Source organism: Miniphocaeibacter sp. (genome assembly GCF_049276255.1).
In the GTDB taxonomy this organism is placed as follows: Bacteria; Bacillota; Clostridia; order Tissierellales; family Peptoniphilaceae; genus Miniphocaeibacter.
In genome coordinates this window covers 35,673-50,628 of the sequence record NZ_JBASWB010000054.1, presented here as the reverse complement: position 1 = coordinate 50,628, position 14,956 = coordinate 35,673, and the positions used below count along the sequence as shown (strand labels likewise).

Annotated in this window: 24 protein-coding genes; 22 read left to right on the top strand and 2 right to left on the bottom strand. The window is 25.8% G+C overall.

The genetic code is table 11. From position 1 onward, the window contains the following. Positions 1-5 precede the first annotated feature (5 nt). A complete protein-coding gene (locus tag WAO56_RS06085) occupies positions 6-899 on the bottom strand; it encodes a LysR family transcriptional regulator (protein WP_422143335.1) in 894 nt (297 codons plus the stop codon). Positions 900-1,117: 218 nt separating this feature from the next. Here WAO56_RS06085 and WAO56_RS06080 point away from each other — a divergent pair, with 218 nt between their 5' ends. The 3 genes from WAO56_RS06080 (at position 1,118) to WAO56_RS06070 (ending at position 2,965) form a co-directional block, all read left to right on the top strand. After that, the gene (locus tag WAO56_RS06080) at positions 1,118-1,678 is read left to right on the top strand and encodes a UbiX family flavin prenyltransferase (RefSeq protein WP_422143336.1); all 561 of its coding nucleotides are present in this window, start codon (positions 1,118-1,120) and stop codon (positions 1,676-1,678) included. 1 nt (position 1,679) lies between these two features. Further along, on the top strand, positions 1,680-2,069 hold the full coding sequence (locus tag WAO56_RS06075; RefSeq protein ID WP_422143337.1) for a hypothetical protein: 390 nt from the start codon (positions 1,680-1,682) through the stop codon (positions 2,067-2,069). Positions 2,070-2,386: 317 nt separating this feature from the next. After that, complete coding sequence (locus WAO56_RS06070; RefSeq protein WP_422143338.1) at positions 2,387-2,965, top strand: histidine phosphatase family protein; 579 nt, start codon at positions 2,387-2,389, stop codon at positions 2,963-2,965. Between the two features lie 12 nt (positions 2,966-2,977). Here WAO56_RS06070 and pcp read toward each other — a convergent pair whose 3' ends face one another. After that, a complete protein-coding gene (pcp, locus tag WAO56_RS06065; protein WP_422143339.1) occupies positions 2,978-3,625 on the bottom strand; it encodes a pyroglutamyl-peptidase I in 648 nt (215 codons plus the stop codon). Between the two features lie 111 nt (positions 3,626-3,736). Between pcp and WAO56_RS06060 the strand changes: the two genes are divergently transcribed. From WAO56_RS06060 to WAO56_RS05970, 19 genes are all read left to right on the top strand, one after another. Then, positions 3,737-4,432 (top strand): S66 family peptidase, encoded by a 696-nt coding sequence (locus WAO56_RS06060; RefSeq protein WP_422143340.1) that lies wholly within the window; start codon positions 3,737-3,739, stop codon positions 4,430-4,432. Then, entirely contained in the window at positions 4,432-4,734 is a 303-nt protein-coding gene (locus WAO56_RS06055; RefSeq protein ID WP_422146303.1) for a hypothetical protein, read from the top strand. The genes WAO56_RS06060 and WAO56_RS06055 overlap by 1 nt, the downstream gene beginning before the upstream one ends. A gap of 99 nt (positions 4,735-4,833) precedes the next feature. Beyond that, on the top strand, positions 4,834-5,028 hold the full coding sequence (locus WAO56_RS06050; protein ID WP_422143341.1) for a DUF4177 domain-containing protein: 195 nt from the start codon (positions 4,834-4,836) through the stop codon (positions 5,026-5,028). 129 nt (positions 5,029-5,157) lie between these two features. After that, a complete protein-coding gene (locus WAO56_RS06045; RefSeq protein ID WP_422143342.1) occupies positions 5,158-5,844 on the top strand; it encodes a CPBP family intramembrane glutamic endopeptidase in 687 nt (228 codons plus the stop codon). 8 nt (positions 5,845-5,852) lie between these two features. After that, positions 5,853-6,530 (top strand): CPBP family intramembrane glutamic endopeptidase, encoded by a 678-nt coding sequence (locus WAO56_RS06040; protein WP_422143343.1) that lies wholly within the window; start codon positions 5,853-5,855, stop codon positions 6,528-6,530. A 232-nt stretch (positions 6,531-6,762) separates the two neighbouring features. Continuing rightward, positions 6,763-7,110 (top strand): PadR family transcriptional regulator, encoded by a 348-nt coding sequence (locus WAO56_RS06035; RefSeq protein WP_422143344.1) that lies wholly within the window; start codon positions 6,763-6,765, stop codon positions 7,108-7,110. After that, complete coding sequence (locus WAO56_RS06030) at positions 7,097-7,723, top strand: hypothetical protein (RefSeq protein ID WP_422143345.1); 627 nt, start codon at positions 7,097-7,099, stop codon at positions 7,721-7,723. Before WAO56_RS06035 ends, WAO56_RS06030 begins: the two co-directional genes overlap by 14 nt. Before the next feature lie 27 nt (positions 7,724-7,750). Continuing rightward, positions 7,751-8,416, top strand: a complete 666-nt coding sequence (locus WAO56_RS06025) for a DUF1048 domain-containing protein (protein WP_422143346.1) — start codon at positions 7,751-7,753, stop codon at positions 8,414-8,416. A 17-nt stretch (positions 8,417-8,433) separates the two neighbouring features. Beyond that, the gene (locus WAO56_RS06020; RefSeq protein ID WP_422143347.1) at positions 8,434-9,099 is read left to right on the top strand and encodes a hypothetical protein; all 666 of its coding nucleotides are present in this window, start codon (positions 8,434-8,436) and stop codon (positions 9,097-9,099) included. Positions 9,100-9,117: 18 nt separating this feature from the next. Beyond that, on the top strand, positions 9,118-9,774 hold the full coding sequence (locus WAO56_RS06015; protein ID WP_422143348.1) for a DUF1048 domain-containing protein: 657 nt from the start codon (positions 9,118-9,120) through the stop codon (positions 9,772-9,774). Beyond that, complete coding sequence (locus tag WAO56_RS06010) at positions 9,774-10,595, top strand: DUF1048 domain-containing protein (protein WP_422143349.1); 822 nt, start codon at positions 9,774-9,776, stop codon at positions 10,593-10,595. Before WAO56_RS06015 ends, WAO56_RS06010 begins: the two co-directional genes overlap by 1 nt. 10 nt (positions 10,596-10,605) lie before the next feature. After that, positions 10,606-11,298: a DUF1129 family protein gene (locus tag WAO56_RS06005; RefSeq protein WP_422143350.1), complete on the top strand. Its 693-nt coding sequence runs from the start codon at positions 10,606-10,608 to the stop codon at positions 11,296-11,298. Positions 11,299-11,326: 28 nt separating this feature from the next. After that, positions 11,327-11,608 carry a DUF1048 domain-containing protein gene (locus WAO56_RS06000; RefSeq protein ID WP_422143351.1) on the top strand — a complete coding sequence of 94 codons (282 nt, stop codon included), beginning with the start codon at positions 11,327-11,329 and terminating at the stop codon, positions 11,606-11,608. A 23-nt stretch (positions 11,609-11,631) separates the two neighbouring features. After that, the gene (locus WAO56_RS05995) at positions 11,632-12,003 is read left to right on the top strand and encodes a hypothetical protein (protein WP_422143352.1); all 372 of its coding nucleotides are present in this window, start codon (positions 11,632-11,634) and stop codon (positions 12,001-12,003) included. 60 nt (positions 12,004-12,063) lie between these two features. Further along, positions 12,064-12,546, top strand: coding sequence for a GNAT family N-acetyltransferase (locus WAO56_RS05990; protein ID WP_422143353.1), 483 nt, complete (start codon positions 12,064-12,066; stop codon positions 12,544-12,546). 356 nt (positions 12,547-12,902) lie between these two features. After that, positions 12,903-13,514, top strand: coding sequence for a hypothetical protein (locus WAO56_RS05985; protein WP_422143354.1), 612 nt, complete (start codon positions 12,903-12,905; stop codon positions 13,512-13,514). An 86-nt stretch (positions 13,515-13,600) separates the two neighbouring features. Continuing rightward, positions 13,601-14,020: a hypothetical protein gene (locus WAO56_RS05980; RefSeq protein WP_422143355.1), complete on the top strand. Its 420-nt coding sequence runs from the start codon at positions 13,601-13,603 to the stop codon at positions 14,018-14,020. Next, positions 14,007-14,474, top strand: coding sequence for a hypothetical protein (locus tag WAO56_RS05975; protein ID WP_422143356.1), 468 nt, complete (start codon positions 14,007-14,009; stop codon positions 14,472-14,474). The genes WAO56_RS05980 and WAO56_RS05975 overlap by 14 nt, the downstream gene beginning before the upstream one ends. Positions 14,475-14,594: 120 nt before the next feature. Then, positions 14,595-14,954, top strand: a complete 360-nt coding sequence (locus tag WAO56_RS05970; protein ID WP_422143357.1) for a GIY-YIG nuclease family protein — start codon at positions 14,595-14,597, stop codon at positions 14,952-14,954. Positions 14,955-14,956: the final 2 nt, after the last annotated feature.

Sequence of the window (14,956 nt, the reverse complement as noted above, 5' to 3'; positions counted from 1 at the left end):
ACTTCCTATTCTTTGATGTTTTCTTTACAAAATTGCCAAAATTTCTTTGTAGTTGCTGTATGATTTTTATTGTTTTTTATCAAAAGAATAAGTTTATTTTTCAAAGGTTTTTCAAAAGGAATACTAACAATATTATTAATATTGCTTGTTTCTAGTAATTTTTTTGGTAGAATGCTAATACCGATGTCCTTAGAAATCATTTCTAATATAAGATTATGTCTTGAAACTATGTTTTTTATGTTTAGTTTTAAATTCCTTCTTTCGAACTCTTTAATAACTATGTCATTTAAAGTAGAGGTTTTATCCATTAGAATAAAGGGATATTTTTCTATTTCTTCATAACTAAGGGTTTTTTTATGGGCTAGTTCATGATTTTTATTACAGACTAATAGAAATTCATCTTCATAATAATTTATAAAATTATAATTGGAGAGCACTAGGTTAAAATTATCCCGTACAAGTGCAATATCAACTTCATCATTATTTAAAGCTTGCATTACATATTCTTGGTTCATTTCAATAATATTGAAATATATTTTTTTATCTAAATTTTCACTGCTAAACTTTGCTAATAATGAACTGGTTCCATAATAAGATAGTATTGGAATAGATGCAAAACGAATATAAGTTTCGGAGACAGCTCTATACTGGTCTAAAGATTTATTTAGCTTATTGTATTCTTTAAAAAAAGATTGAGCAAAGTCATATACCTCTTTTCCGGCATGAGTTAATTCTATTATAGATTTTCCTCTGTTTAATAATTCTATACCTAGTTCGTTTTCTAAAGCTTTGATTTTTTTCGAAAGTGATGATTGAGAAATAAACATTTCATTGGCAGCTTTTGTAAAGCTTTTATATTTTACAATAGCTAAGAAGTATTCCAGTTGGTCAGTATTCAATTAATTACCTCCTTAGAAACTCTAGCTTATTTGTTTAGCTAAAGTTTATAAAAAATAAAGTAGTATATCAATTCTATTTTAGAAAAAGGTTATTCTAAAAAGAAATTGTTGTTATAAATAATAGCTGATATTATTTATTTGCCATTATATAGGTTATATCAATTCTAATATCAAATAGAAATAATTACCATTAAAAATTCAACATACAGGGGATATTTATGAAAATAATAGTAGGAGTAACAGGAGCTAGCGGTGTGGCCCTAGCCTATAAAATTTTAGAATATTTGAATAAAATTGAAGAAGTTGAAGTCCACTTGATCTTATCTAAAAATGCCAAAGAGAATTTTAAATATGAAACATCATTAGATTATAAAAATGTATATAAATTTGCAGATTTTGTATATGATAATAATGATTTATCAGCTAGAATAGCCAGTGGTTCAAATGATTTTCATGGAATGGTTATTATTCCATGCTCAATGAAAACTTTAGCAGGAATTGCTTCCGGATATGCTGAAAATTTAATTTTAAGAGCAGCAGATGTTTCATTGAAAGAAAAAAGAAAGCTTATAATAGTTCCAAGAGAAACACCGCTAAATGTAATTCATTTAAGAAATATGAAATATTTAGCAGAACTTGGAGTAACAATAATTCCGCCAATGCTTACTTTTTACAATAATAGCAATACCTTAGATGAACAAATGGATCATATTGTAGGAAAGGTTTTATGGCAACTGGGAATAAAATACGATAAATTCAAAAGTTGGAAGGGTAAATAAAATGGATTTTATATTAGAAAAAGGAGTAGGAAAATATAAAATAATATGTACAATAAAATTTATTGGTGAAGATTTAGTAATATTTGTACAAGGTGGAGAAAAATATCATATTGGAGCCATAGCAGTAGGACTACCAAGAGAGAGTTTAAATGAAAAAGGAGCAATTTCATCAGATGTGACTACAATGGCTATACCATATCACAAAGAGGATATGATAGCTAGAGAATGGGCAAAAAGTACTAGTAAGATTATAAATAGAGTAACAGTAGCAATAGTAGGCATACATATAGATAATGCCACTAGGAAAGATATTGAAACATTAATTGATAATAATAATAAACTATTAGATGAATTTATAAAATTAATAAAAAATAAGTTTAACAAAGCATAGCCAATAGAAAATAGTACTGAAGGATTTATTTCCATCAACACTATAAATTATAGAGCCTAGAAAAAGCTAATGATTATAAATATCTATATCATTAGCTTTTGTTTTTAATTATTGTATAGCCTATTACATTCTTTTTTAGAGTAGTATCTACATACAAAGAAAGTTATTAAAGAAATAATTGTGATTCCTATAAAAATATAAAAATCTATAAACATATCTAAGGGAAAAATTATATCTAAAAAGCTTTCTAGGGCAAGTGGAATGACAAACAATATTACGCCTAGAGTATTTTTTTAATTTTCAAAAGAGGTAAATTAATGGAGACAAAAAATACTATATACTTTGTAAGACATGCTGAATCGGATACAAATATAAAAGATGAAATATTACGACCATTAACAGCTAAAGGAAGAGAAGAAAGTAGAATTATAAAAAGTTACTTAGCTAATAAAAACATAGATTTAATTTATTCTAGCCCATATAAACGTTCAATTGAAACATTAAAAGATTTTTCTTCTTACATAGATAAAGAAATAATTATTATTGAAAATTTAAAGGAGAGAAGAATTTCAGAAGAATGGATTGAAGATTTTGATAGTTTTGTTGAAAATCAATGGGGTGATTTTAATTTTAAATTAAATGGTGGAGAAGCCTTACTTGAAGTACAAAAAAGAAATATTAAAGCAGTACAAGGAATATTAAGAAATAATCCAAATAAGAATATTGTTGTAGGAACTCATGGAACTGCCTTGTCTACTATAATTAATTATTTTGATAATAGTTTCCAATATGAAGAGTTTAAAAGGATTAAGAATATTATGCCATGGCTTATTAAAATGGACTTTATAGATGGAAGGTATATTAAAATTCAAGAAATAGACTACAAAAAAGGTTGATATCTATCAACCTTAATGTGTTGTTCCACCAATTGTTGTAATATCCTCTTTTCTTGTAATTGCAGTTTCTACACATATCTCCAAGCCTTCTGCAATTTGTATTAAAGATAATGATGGTGTATTTACTTTATTTATAACCTGTTCTGTTGAATAGGGAACATGAATAAAGCCACCTTTAATATTTTTAAATTCAGGACTTGTATTTAAAAGATAAAGCAGTCCATACATTAGATTATTACATACATAGGTTCCGGCACTGTAGGAAATTGAAGCTGGAATATGGCTCTTTTTCATATTTTCCACCATTGCCTTCACAGGTAAGTTTGTAAAATATGCATTTTCCCCATCTTTAAAAATTACTTCATCTACTGGCTGTTGTCCCTTGTTATCTGGAATTACTCCATCGTTTAAATTAATGGCAACTCTTTCAGGGGATATTGTAAACCTTCCACCTGCCTGTCCTACACATATTACTATATTTGGCTTATTTTCTTTCATAGCCTTTTCTAAAACCTTTATTGAATCGTTAAAAACCGTAGGAACTTCTAATTTTATTATTTCAGCACCAGCAATTTTACTGGGAAGTAGTTTAATTGCTTCAAATGCTGGGTTAATTTCTTCTCCACCAAAGGGATCAAATCCTGTTATTAATACTTTCATAAATTCCTCCTATATAAATAATATTATAACTAAATAAAACGAATTACAATTATGAAAAACATAAAAACAAGTCTAATATGTTATAATCATTAAAAACCATAGGAGATAAAGATGTTACCGGAAAAACTTAAACAAGGGGACACTATTGGACTTTTTTCACCATCGTCTCCTTTTACTTATTTAACACCAAAAAGATTTGAAAGAGGGAAGAAGTTTCTAGAGTCAAAGGGCTTTAAGCTATTAGATGGAAAGCTTACAGGAAAATACGATTATTATCGTTCAGGCAGTATTAAGGAAAGAGCAAAGGAACTAAATGAATTAATTAGAAATAAGGAAGTAAAATGTATAATGTCCTCTATTGGTGGCTTAAACTCAAATTCTATTTTGCCCTATATTGATTATGAAGCTTTAAGGAATAATCCTAAAATAATTATAGGTTATTCTGATGTAACAGCAATTTTATTGGGAATTTTTGCAAAAACCGGACTTACTACCTTTTATGGTCCTGCCCTAATAGCTTCTTTTGGGGAGTTGTCGCCTTTTGTAGACTTAACCTACGAGTATTTTAAAAATATACTAGTAGATGAAAAAGAATTACCCTATGAAATGCCAACTCCTACTTATTGGACTGAAGAATTTATAGACTGGGAAAGTCAAAACAGAAGTAAAAGGAAAATAGAAAATAAATTAGTTACTTTAAATTCGGGAGTTGCAGAAGGTAGGCTTATTGGTGGAAATTTAAATACCATGTCAGGTATTTGGGGCAGTCCCTATATGCCGGAAATTGAAAAGGGGGATATTTTTTAATAGAGGATTCTTTAAAGGATATTGGTACAGTTGAAAGAAGTTTTGCTCATTTAAAGATTACCGGAGTTTTTGATAAAATAGGTGGGATAATTTTAGGAAAACATGAATTATTCGATAATAAAGAATCAGCTAGGAAGCATTACGAGGTTTTAAAAGAAGTAATAGGCCATACTAACATACCGATTTTAGCAGAATTTGACTGTAGCCATACCCATCCTATGTTAACAATGCCAATAGGTTTAAAAGTTAAATTAGATGCAGATAAACAAAAAGTTGAAATACTTGAAAAATATATAGATTAAATAGGAAGTGACAAAGGTAACTAAAACAAATTACCTTTGTCACTTATTTATTCCTTTAATATTTGATATTCTTCTTACTATAGGAAGGGGGAATAAGTTATGAAAAAATTTGAGTATAAATTAATGAAAACCGATGCTAAAGGAATATTCGGTGGAAAGGTAAATGTGGAAGAGTTAGAATATGAACTTAACCAATTAGGTCAAGAGGGCTGGGAACTAATGGAAAACATAGGTATGAATCAAGATTATGGTGCCACCCGTTGGTTAATTTCTGTATTTAAAAGGGAAATATAAAAATATATAATAGATGGCTTATAGCTGTCTATTTTTCTTATGATATAATAGTACAAAATTAGTATATATATATAAGTTAAGTGATAATTTTTTTAATTATACAAATAAAATTTAATTATTGGTGAATATATGGGAAAACTTAAGCTTGAAAAAAATACTTACAATGGAATTGAAAGACATGATATTCTATTTCTTTTAACATATTTTTTTATATTTGAAATAATAGGCTTATTTGCCTTTATGCTTATTTACATGTTTCTACCGTTAAATGAGTCTTACCTGGATTTATTATATGAATTTTCATTTTATGCAGTTTTAACGGGTATGGGAATATCCTTTTATAAGAAAGATTTAATTAGCTGTTTTAATAAGTTTAAAAAACATTGGTTTAAAATAATATTAATTCTCTTGGGAATAACTGTTCTAGATACCTATTTGGAATATTTTATGGATATTATTTTTAAATTGCCTACTCCGGAAAATCAAGAGATGTTAAATGAAGCCTTTATGGAATTTCCGATTTTTGAATCAATAACAACAGTTATATTTGCTCCTTTTATAGAGGAATTGGTTTTTAGACATATATTAATAGGTAAATTATCGGGAACAATTTCAACTATTGGTGCAGCAATTATTAGTATTGTATTATTTGCCTTTGTTCATAGTGGATTTAGTCTTTCATTTTTATCCTATATAACCGGTAGTATAATTTTAGCTCTTATTTATATAAAATCAGGAAAAAATGTAGTTGTTTCAATTAGTTATCATGTAATTTGGAATTTATTGGCAACAATAACCATGATTAGTTTAATTTAAAGGGAAAAATGAAAAATAATAATTTAGAAAATCGAAAGCAAAATAGAAAAATCATAAAAAATATTGTTTACGCCTTCTTATACTTTGTACTTTTAGATGAAATATTAGTCAGAGTATTACCAGTTTTTATTGATATTAATAATAAAGTATTAATAAATGCCGTATACAACGGGTCAAAAATATTTATAATGTCAGTTTGCGGACTTGTATTTTATTGGCATGAGTTAAGAACAGGTATGAAGGAATTTTTTAACAAATGGTGGAAGAAAATAATACAATTTTTACTGGTATTTATATTGTTTACAATATTATCGGAAATAATTGGTTTCTTAATTGAAATTCCAACATCTTCAAATCAATATGTTCTGGAAGAAATGATAGATTCATATCCTATAATGATATTTGGAACAATAATATTAGCACCATTTGTTGAAGAAATTATATTTAGACATATATTAATAGGAAGGCTGTCAAAAACCATACCGAAATTATTAGCCATAATTATCAGTTGTACTTTATTTGCCTTAATTCATAGTGGTTTAACCATATCCTTTATAGTATATTTTTTAATGGGCATAGCTTATACAATTATTTATATACTAAATAAAGACAATTTTGTAGCCTCCTTTATTTATCATGTAATTCACAATTCAATAGTATTATTATCGGTACTAGGTATTTTATAGATCATTTGTTAAGCAAATGGTCTTTTTTTATTTCCCATAAAAAATTAAAATTATTTAATATTTTTCTAATCTAACAAATTTGTTAGATTAGCACTATATATATTATAAATGGCTAAATTTAAATGAAGATATAAATTAGTTTAATAAATATTATATTGACAAGGAGACTACTTGGCATTACAATGTAGTTACTACTTGGTAATACAAAGTAGACTAGAAAAGAGGTGATTAAATGATTCCGTCCCAAATGCTAAAGGGAGTTTTAGAGGATTGTGTATTGGAAATAATATCAAAAGATGATTTATATGGCTATTTAATAGTTCAGGAATTAAGGGACTATGGGTTTGAGGACATAGTAGAGGGAACAATTTATCCCATACTTTTAAGATTGGAAAAGAAAAATTTAGTCACTTCAGAATATAGGGCTTCGGAATTAGGACCAAGGAGAAAATATTACCATATAACAGAGGAAGGGTTAAAACAGTTGGACAACTTTTACGAAAACTGGAAGGAACTTTCTCAGATTATTAATAGAATTTTAAATAGTAAGGAAGCAAGTAAAGAAAATGAGGAAGAATAATTTTACAAAAAAAAGATATAAACTAACAAATAGATTAAACAAGGAAAATAGAAAGGGATATTCAAATATACATTATTATATGAATTTTGATGATATTGCAGACCCTAGTAAGGACGAACTTTCCTATAATATTGCAAAGAAAATATATGATGGTCAAGAAATAGGCCTGACCTTTGAAGAAATAATAGGAGGAGATTATAGGGATTATTGTAATTCCCTTATAGCTAGTAGGAAAAAACCACCAGTAAAAAATAAGCTTAAGGTTTTTATTAGGTATGAAAGCTATGTTATTCTACTGGCCTTAATAGTAAATTTGCTCTTACAAAAGCCTAATATTAACAGTATTTTAAGAAAAGGAGTTAACTTAACAGGTTATGGAATAATGGCAGTAATTACTGGAATAATATATTTCGGAGTTACTCTTGTTCTTTTAAGGGAAGCTAGTAAATACAATAAAATTATTTCCGATGTAAAAGATGGAATGTTTATTACGCTAATAGCAATAGCAAGTTTAATTAATACAAATATCTATATAGGTTTTTGGATTTATATTTTATTAGTAATAATTTTTGTAGTACTGGCAGTTGTAATTAGTAAAAAATTAAAGATTTAAAAAAGTAGAAGTTATTAGGAGTTTATTATGAACTATAAGGAACTAAAAAATCAAAATGAAATATACTTTGAAAAACTACCAAAAGAATATAAGGAAAAACTTGTAGAAATAGGAACATATTTAGAAGTTAATAATATTTCTATTTATAATATTGAAAAAATTAAGGCGGATATTATAAATATTATGCTTGAAGGGGCGAATAGGGGAGAAAAAGTAGAAAATGTTATTGGTGAAAATAATAATATTTTTGCTAAGGAAATATTAGACAATGTACCAAAAATGAATTTTATAGAAAAATTTTTTAATTTTATTTATATTGCAAGATTTGCAGTATTAGGCATTTTAACTGCTTATATATTTGGAGGAATATCTGAAATATTAGATGATAAAAGTATAACTGAAGCAAAAATTAAATTTGATTACTTAGCATTTATAATAGTAGTGGTATTTGCAATAATTATGTATAAGCTAAATAAAAAAAGAGGGGAAAATATATTCAATAAAGAAAAGAACACTAGATATGTTTTTCTAATGATTATAAATACAGTCGTAGTTATAATAGCTGTGTTACTGCACCAACAATTTAAAAATTTAACATATTTTTATTACCCTGAAATAATAAGTTGGATAATTATTTTTATACTTATTGTATTAAGTATTATATCTACATTCATTGTTAATAAAAATAATTAAATGCAAGGGAGTTTGCTATGAAATATAAGGAATTAAAAAAAGAAAACAAAAATCTTATAAATAAAATACCAGGTGAATATAAAGTTAAATTGGAATATTTAGGAGAATATTTAGATGCAGCAGATATATCTCTCTATGAAATAGAGATTATAAAAAATGATTTATTAAATATGATTTTAGATGCAATAAACAGAGGGGAAAGTCCAAATGAAATATTTAATGAAAGTTTTGAAAAATTTTCAGAAGATATAGTTAAAAATACTAAAAAAATTAGTTTAGCAGAAAAAATTAGAGAAATGATTTACAATGTAAGATATTTTTTATATTTAATATTAATTTTATCAACTTATTTTAGTTTTAAAGACATGGGAATTAATTCGGTTTTTAAAAGCTATACAGAACATAATGTAGTAAGTATTTTTTTAATAATTGTATTAATTATATTTGTGTATTTTTATAATAGAAAATTTAAGAGAAATATATTTAGTAATTATAGATATAGGAAAATTGAACAACAGTATAATATTTTAACTATGGCATATATTTTATTATCAATTTGGGCTGAAAGAAATTTAACTTTTAAAGAATTTTTAATTCCATCGAAATTAACAGTATTTATTTATCTGATTTTATTAATTATTATAATATATTGTACTTTTAGTATTGAAAATAAAAAAAGATAGAGCAATAAGGAGTTTGCTATGAAATATAAGGATATAGAAATAGAAAACAACAAAATTATTACAAAATTAAATAAGGAAAATTATAAAGCCTATAAGGAAATAGCTATTTATTTGGATTTAGATAGTCGAATGGATTTAAGGGGAAGAATAATAAAAAATGATATTGTAAAAATGCTTTATGATGGACAAGTCCGAGGAGAAAACTGGGAAGAAGTTATAGGTGAAAATATAGAGGAATTTGCAGAAAATATTAAAAAAGAAAGAGAAGGTGCAGGAAGTAAATTAAAACTACTTTACACTTTAAGAAATGTAGTAGGAGTTGTTTTCCTTGTATTATTTATGAGTTTAGTTACAAATTTATTTAATTTAGACACTGCCTATAAAAATGGTGTAAGGTTTCCAATCTATATGCTTGCTGGTTTAATAGCTGGAATAATATATGTAATATATATAACTAATCATTTTAATGAAACAAAACAAAAACATAAACCTTGGTATAACATAGGAGTTTTAATTGGACCGGTGATTATTTTTACATCTATAATTACTGACTATTACTTTAGTATTAATTTTTGGTTTTTTACAATTTCATTAATTATTTCCTTTATTTTAACAATAGTTTTTCATATTGAATATAAGAAGGAAATGAATAGATTATTTAGGGAGAGTTTGTAGTGAATTTTAAGGAAATAGAAATTGAGAATAATAAAATAATAAATAAGTTAACAAGGGAAAACTATGCTGTTTACAAGAAAATAGACTACTATCTTGGACTGAATGACGGTATAGATAAGAGTAAATTACTAATAAAAAACGACATTGTTAATATGCTTTACGATGGGCAAAGTAGGGGAGACAACTGGGAAGAAGTAATTGGAGAGGACTACAAGGCCTTTGCCGATGAAATATATGAATCTAAGAAAAAGATGGGCTTTAAATTAATCTTCCTGTATTTTATTAGAAATTTGACCATAGGACTTTTAGTAACAATGTTATTAAATATATTTTTCAACCTTGTGACCATATCCTATGTAAAACAAAGTCCAGGTAAAATCAGAGTTTTTGACCTTAGTATTTTTACAATATTTATAGTAATTTTAACAGATATATTTTTTATAAAAATTCAAAATATTAGAAAGGTATTTAGTGGCAAGGTATTTGGAATTGTAGTATCTTTAGGATTTATTGCAGCAATGTTTTATCCAATAATAGAAAATAAAATAGGATATGGCTTTACTCTTACAGCCTTTATAGTTCTAGCTGTACTATCTGTAATTTTGTTTTTTATTAAGCCAAAGGAGAAAAATGTACAAAAATACTATATTACTATATTTTCAATTTTTATAGCAATGATGGTACTTGCACAGTTTTTAAGACTGCCAGAGTTTTGGATTGGTGAAAAAACATATATGGTTCTATTTGTTCTTAATATAATACTTGTAATTTTACTAAGTAAAAAATACAAAAGGGAAGTAAATACTTGGATTAACTCTTAGGAGGAAGTATATGAAATATTCTGAATTAAAGAAATGTAATAGTGATTTAAAATCTCAATTAAATGGAGATTATTATTCGACCTATAAGGATGTTGAACATTATTTAAGGGCAAAAATAAAATCCACCATAGATATAGATATAGTTTTATACGATATTTTAAATATGTTTTTAGATGGACAAAATAGAGGGGAAGACATTAGTAATATTGTAGAAAATATTGATGATTTTGGAAGAGAAGTATTAAAGAATTATACAAAACCAAGTTTTTTAAGTAGATTAATATCCCTACTATATGACTGTAGTTATTTTATTATAGCATATTTTATTCTAGTAATATTTTCTTTACTGGATTTAGACAAATCCTCAGGAAATATATTGACCTACAGGGTGAATTTGGATTTAAGCTTACAAGGAATGGTGCTAGGTTTTTTAATAGGTGGTATTATTATATTTGTATTAAATAAATATACTAAACCGAGTTTTAGGAAAAAATATAAAATCATACAAATAATAATGAGTTTTATAGCGGCTATATTAATAATTATATTTGGAAATATTATTTTTAACACTTGGTTTTTTGAAAACCCAATAATAATAAACACCAGTCTACTTTCCCTTATAATTATATCCCTTATAATAATTCTCTTAGTATTATATGTAAGAAAGTTAGCTAATAGTAAGGTGGAAAAAATAATAGCTTAATATATTACTTAATAAAAGGGAGTTTGCAATGAAATATAAGGATTTATTAGAAATAAATGAGGAATTAAAAGGTAAGTTAAATAGGGAGTATTATGGTATATTCAAGGATATAAATACTTATATAACTATAAAAATAGGAAATAATATCGACTCTAATGTAATAATGAACGATATTTTAAACATGTTTGTTGAAGCCCAGGAAAGAAGGGAAGAAATTGGAAATATTATAGGAAATGAGACGGATATAAAGGAATTTTGTGACAGTATGATAGAAACTACGGTAAAATTACCCTTAAAGATAAATATATAGAATTTTTTACAGAAGCTTCCCTTATGTTAGCAGGAATGCCTGTGATTTTATATTTGTTAGAGATATTCTTTGGTAAAACAAAATTTTTCCAACCCTTAATTATAAGTTTAAAAGTAGTCCTATACTGGCTAGTAATATGGTCCCTGCCTGTAATCTATAGGTTAATAGTAAGAAGGAGCAAACCAACAGATAGGGAATTTATTGGTTTTTATTATTACTTAACGGTCTTCATACTCATAGTAGTTTTTCTTCTGTTAATGGATAAGTTAAATCTTTCAGAGCTTTTACTTACAGTGGATTTTAAAATACTAGTAGCTACTACAATTATTGGAACAATATTGTCCATTGTTACTATTAGGGCTATGAATAAAAAAATGGATAAGGTCTTAAAATAGTTCTTTTTCTTAATTAGAATAATATTGTATAATATTCTATATTAAGATTTTGGAGGAACTATGAATTATACTTTAAGAATAGCAGATAAAAAAGACAGTGTCTTTTTAGCCAAGGCAAGAATAGATTTTTTAGGTCTTCTTGGTTATGAAATCTCCCAGGAAGAATATAGGGATGTTTTAAATTTATTAATTAAACAAATTGAAGAGAAAATCAACAAAACATTAGTGTGTGTTTTAGCTGAATACAATAATCAAGTAATTGGAACAGCCTACATGACAATTGAAGAAAGACTGTACCACCCTGAAACACCAAATGGTATACAGGCTAATATTGTAAATGTCTATACTAAGGAAAGTTTTAGGGGGCAAGGAATTGCTTCTGCAATGGTTAAAAAGTTAATGGAATGTTCTAAAGACTATAATATTGAAAAGTTGACTTTAGATGCAACAAAAATGGGGGAAAGTGTATACAGAGGATTAGGATTCTCATCTGAAAAAGATCCAATTTTACCTACACCAATGTACTTCTATACAAATAAATAGATAAATGAGTATTAAAAATAGACATAAAGAAGGCGTTACTTAAGTAACGCCTTCTTTTTATTGAAAGGGGAAGGATTTAAATACAATTATGTATATAAATTCTTCTATATATATAATATACGTAAATTCATTATTTTTCAAACATATTTATTAAAATTATTATATATTAAAAAATATTACTGAATATTGTAAGAATATTGTAAGAAATATGTAATAATTTCTTAAAGTTATTGAAACTTTTGCTTGTTAGAATATATATGACAAGAAAAAACAGATATTTATTAATTTTAAAATTTAATATTTATAAAATTTATTTAAATTATATTATTTTATACTTCATAAGAGAGGAGTTTATTATGAAAAGATTAATAGGACTAGGATTGATGGTTTTAATAACTTTAGGTGGAATTTGTTATTTCTTTGGCTCTGATTTTGAAAAACCAGAGGAATATAATTATTCTGTAATAAATGAAACTAGTAAAAAGTTTAAAAAATTAGGGATTTCAAATAAAAGATTTACTACTGTTTTAACAGATGTTAGTGATGAAAATTTAGAAAACAATAGGGAATTATTTTTCTTAGTTGAGAAATTAGAAAAGGACAATATTTTTTCAATTAAAGCTATAGATGAATCTGAAGAGATTTATGAAGGTACAATAAAGGTTAAGGAAAATGAACAATTAATTATTAAAGATATTGTAGGAAATAAGTTAGTTACTAATAAAGATGTAGATGAGGCAGTTGATAATATAGATTTTAATATAAAGAATATTGTAAAGAACTGGGACTATAAGGTAGAAAAAAACAAAGTAAAATCAAAATATATCGGTAAACATAAAAATGCGACTAAGGTTATGGGAAAGGATTTAGAAATAAAAAGTTCAGATATAGTTAATCCAAATGAAGTGGCAAATGTTAGTTACGAACGAGGACATAGGAATTATTCCTGGATAAATATATACCATTAAAAATAAAATAGTTAGGTAATTGTAGTAATTTCTTAGATATTTAGGAGTTTTTTCTTTGGTATTATATTTGTAATAAGGAGAAGATTATGAAAAATTCAATTAGTAAAGTAAATATTTATGAAAATTTATTTGTAAAAAGCATTGGAAAATTAAGGGAAAACATTAAGACAATAGATGAAATGGTAAAAATATTAATGGGAAGGTATTTGTTAGAGCCCTATGAAAATAAGGACTTTACCCTAAAGGTGTTGGAAAATACAAATGAAAAATATGGAGAAGAAAAGTATTTAAGCCTTAATAATATTGAAACCTATAAATTGAAATTTAAAAATAGTTTTTATCTTGTAGGTTTTAATAGAAGTAATAATGGTGTTTATGTAGAGGGAAATGAATGGTTAAAAAAACAGCTAATACTTTTAAGAGGTTTAAATAAAGAGGAGTTAAGTAATATATTTTTAGTAGGGGAGTACTTGTATTTAAAGGAGGAGTCTTATGTATGTAGTTGAGACTTTCCACAATGCAGATAGAAGTTTTATAAGAAAATACAAACTAATATATGAAAATGGTAAAAAATATCTTAGGCCCAATTTAAAAAATATTGAAGATATATTATTGAAACTTAAGGAAAAATATACAGTTGTGGATTTTAACAATAAAAGATTTATAGAAGTAGTAAAAATTAACACAGATGAAAAATATGGGAAAACAAATAATGTTAATAATATTAAGGGCTATAAACTTATAAATGACGAAAAATCAAAGGATTTATTTTTAAAAAGAGAAGAAGCTTTTAAAGATATGGGAAATATATTAATAGGAATAAATTTAGATAATAATGGTTTTTATATTGAAGGAAGTAATTTATTAAAAAGAAGAATTATTTGTAAAAGAGGGCTTTCTGAAGAAGAAATAAACAATATTTTTTTAGCAACAGAATATATACTTTGTAATAATGATTAAAATTAAGATACAAATGCATTACTGTAAAAGTGGTGCATTTTTTATTCGCTAACAGTCTACGGCTCGTGGATTGTATTTTATAGATTTTACAAATAGAATGTTCAAGAGGTGTATGAAAAAATGGACAAGGAAAAAAGAAAGATATTATTAGAGAATTATAAAAATAGGAAGCCGGAAAAGGGGATACTTTCTATTAAAAATAAAACTGAGGAAATAGAATTTTTAACTATAGCTAAGGATAAAAAAGCGAATATTAATAGTATAAAGATGAAATTAAATACAAATTGGCATCCTAATAAAGAACTACAGGACCTATGGAATAAATACGGTGAAGGGGATTTTGAAATAGATTTAATTGAAAAATTAAAGTACGATGATCCAAAAGAAGATTATACTAGGGAATTAAATGAGTTACTGGAAATATTATTGTTAGAAAAGAAGGATGCAAGAAGATTGGAGAAGAAAAAAAGTAACTTGTAAGT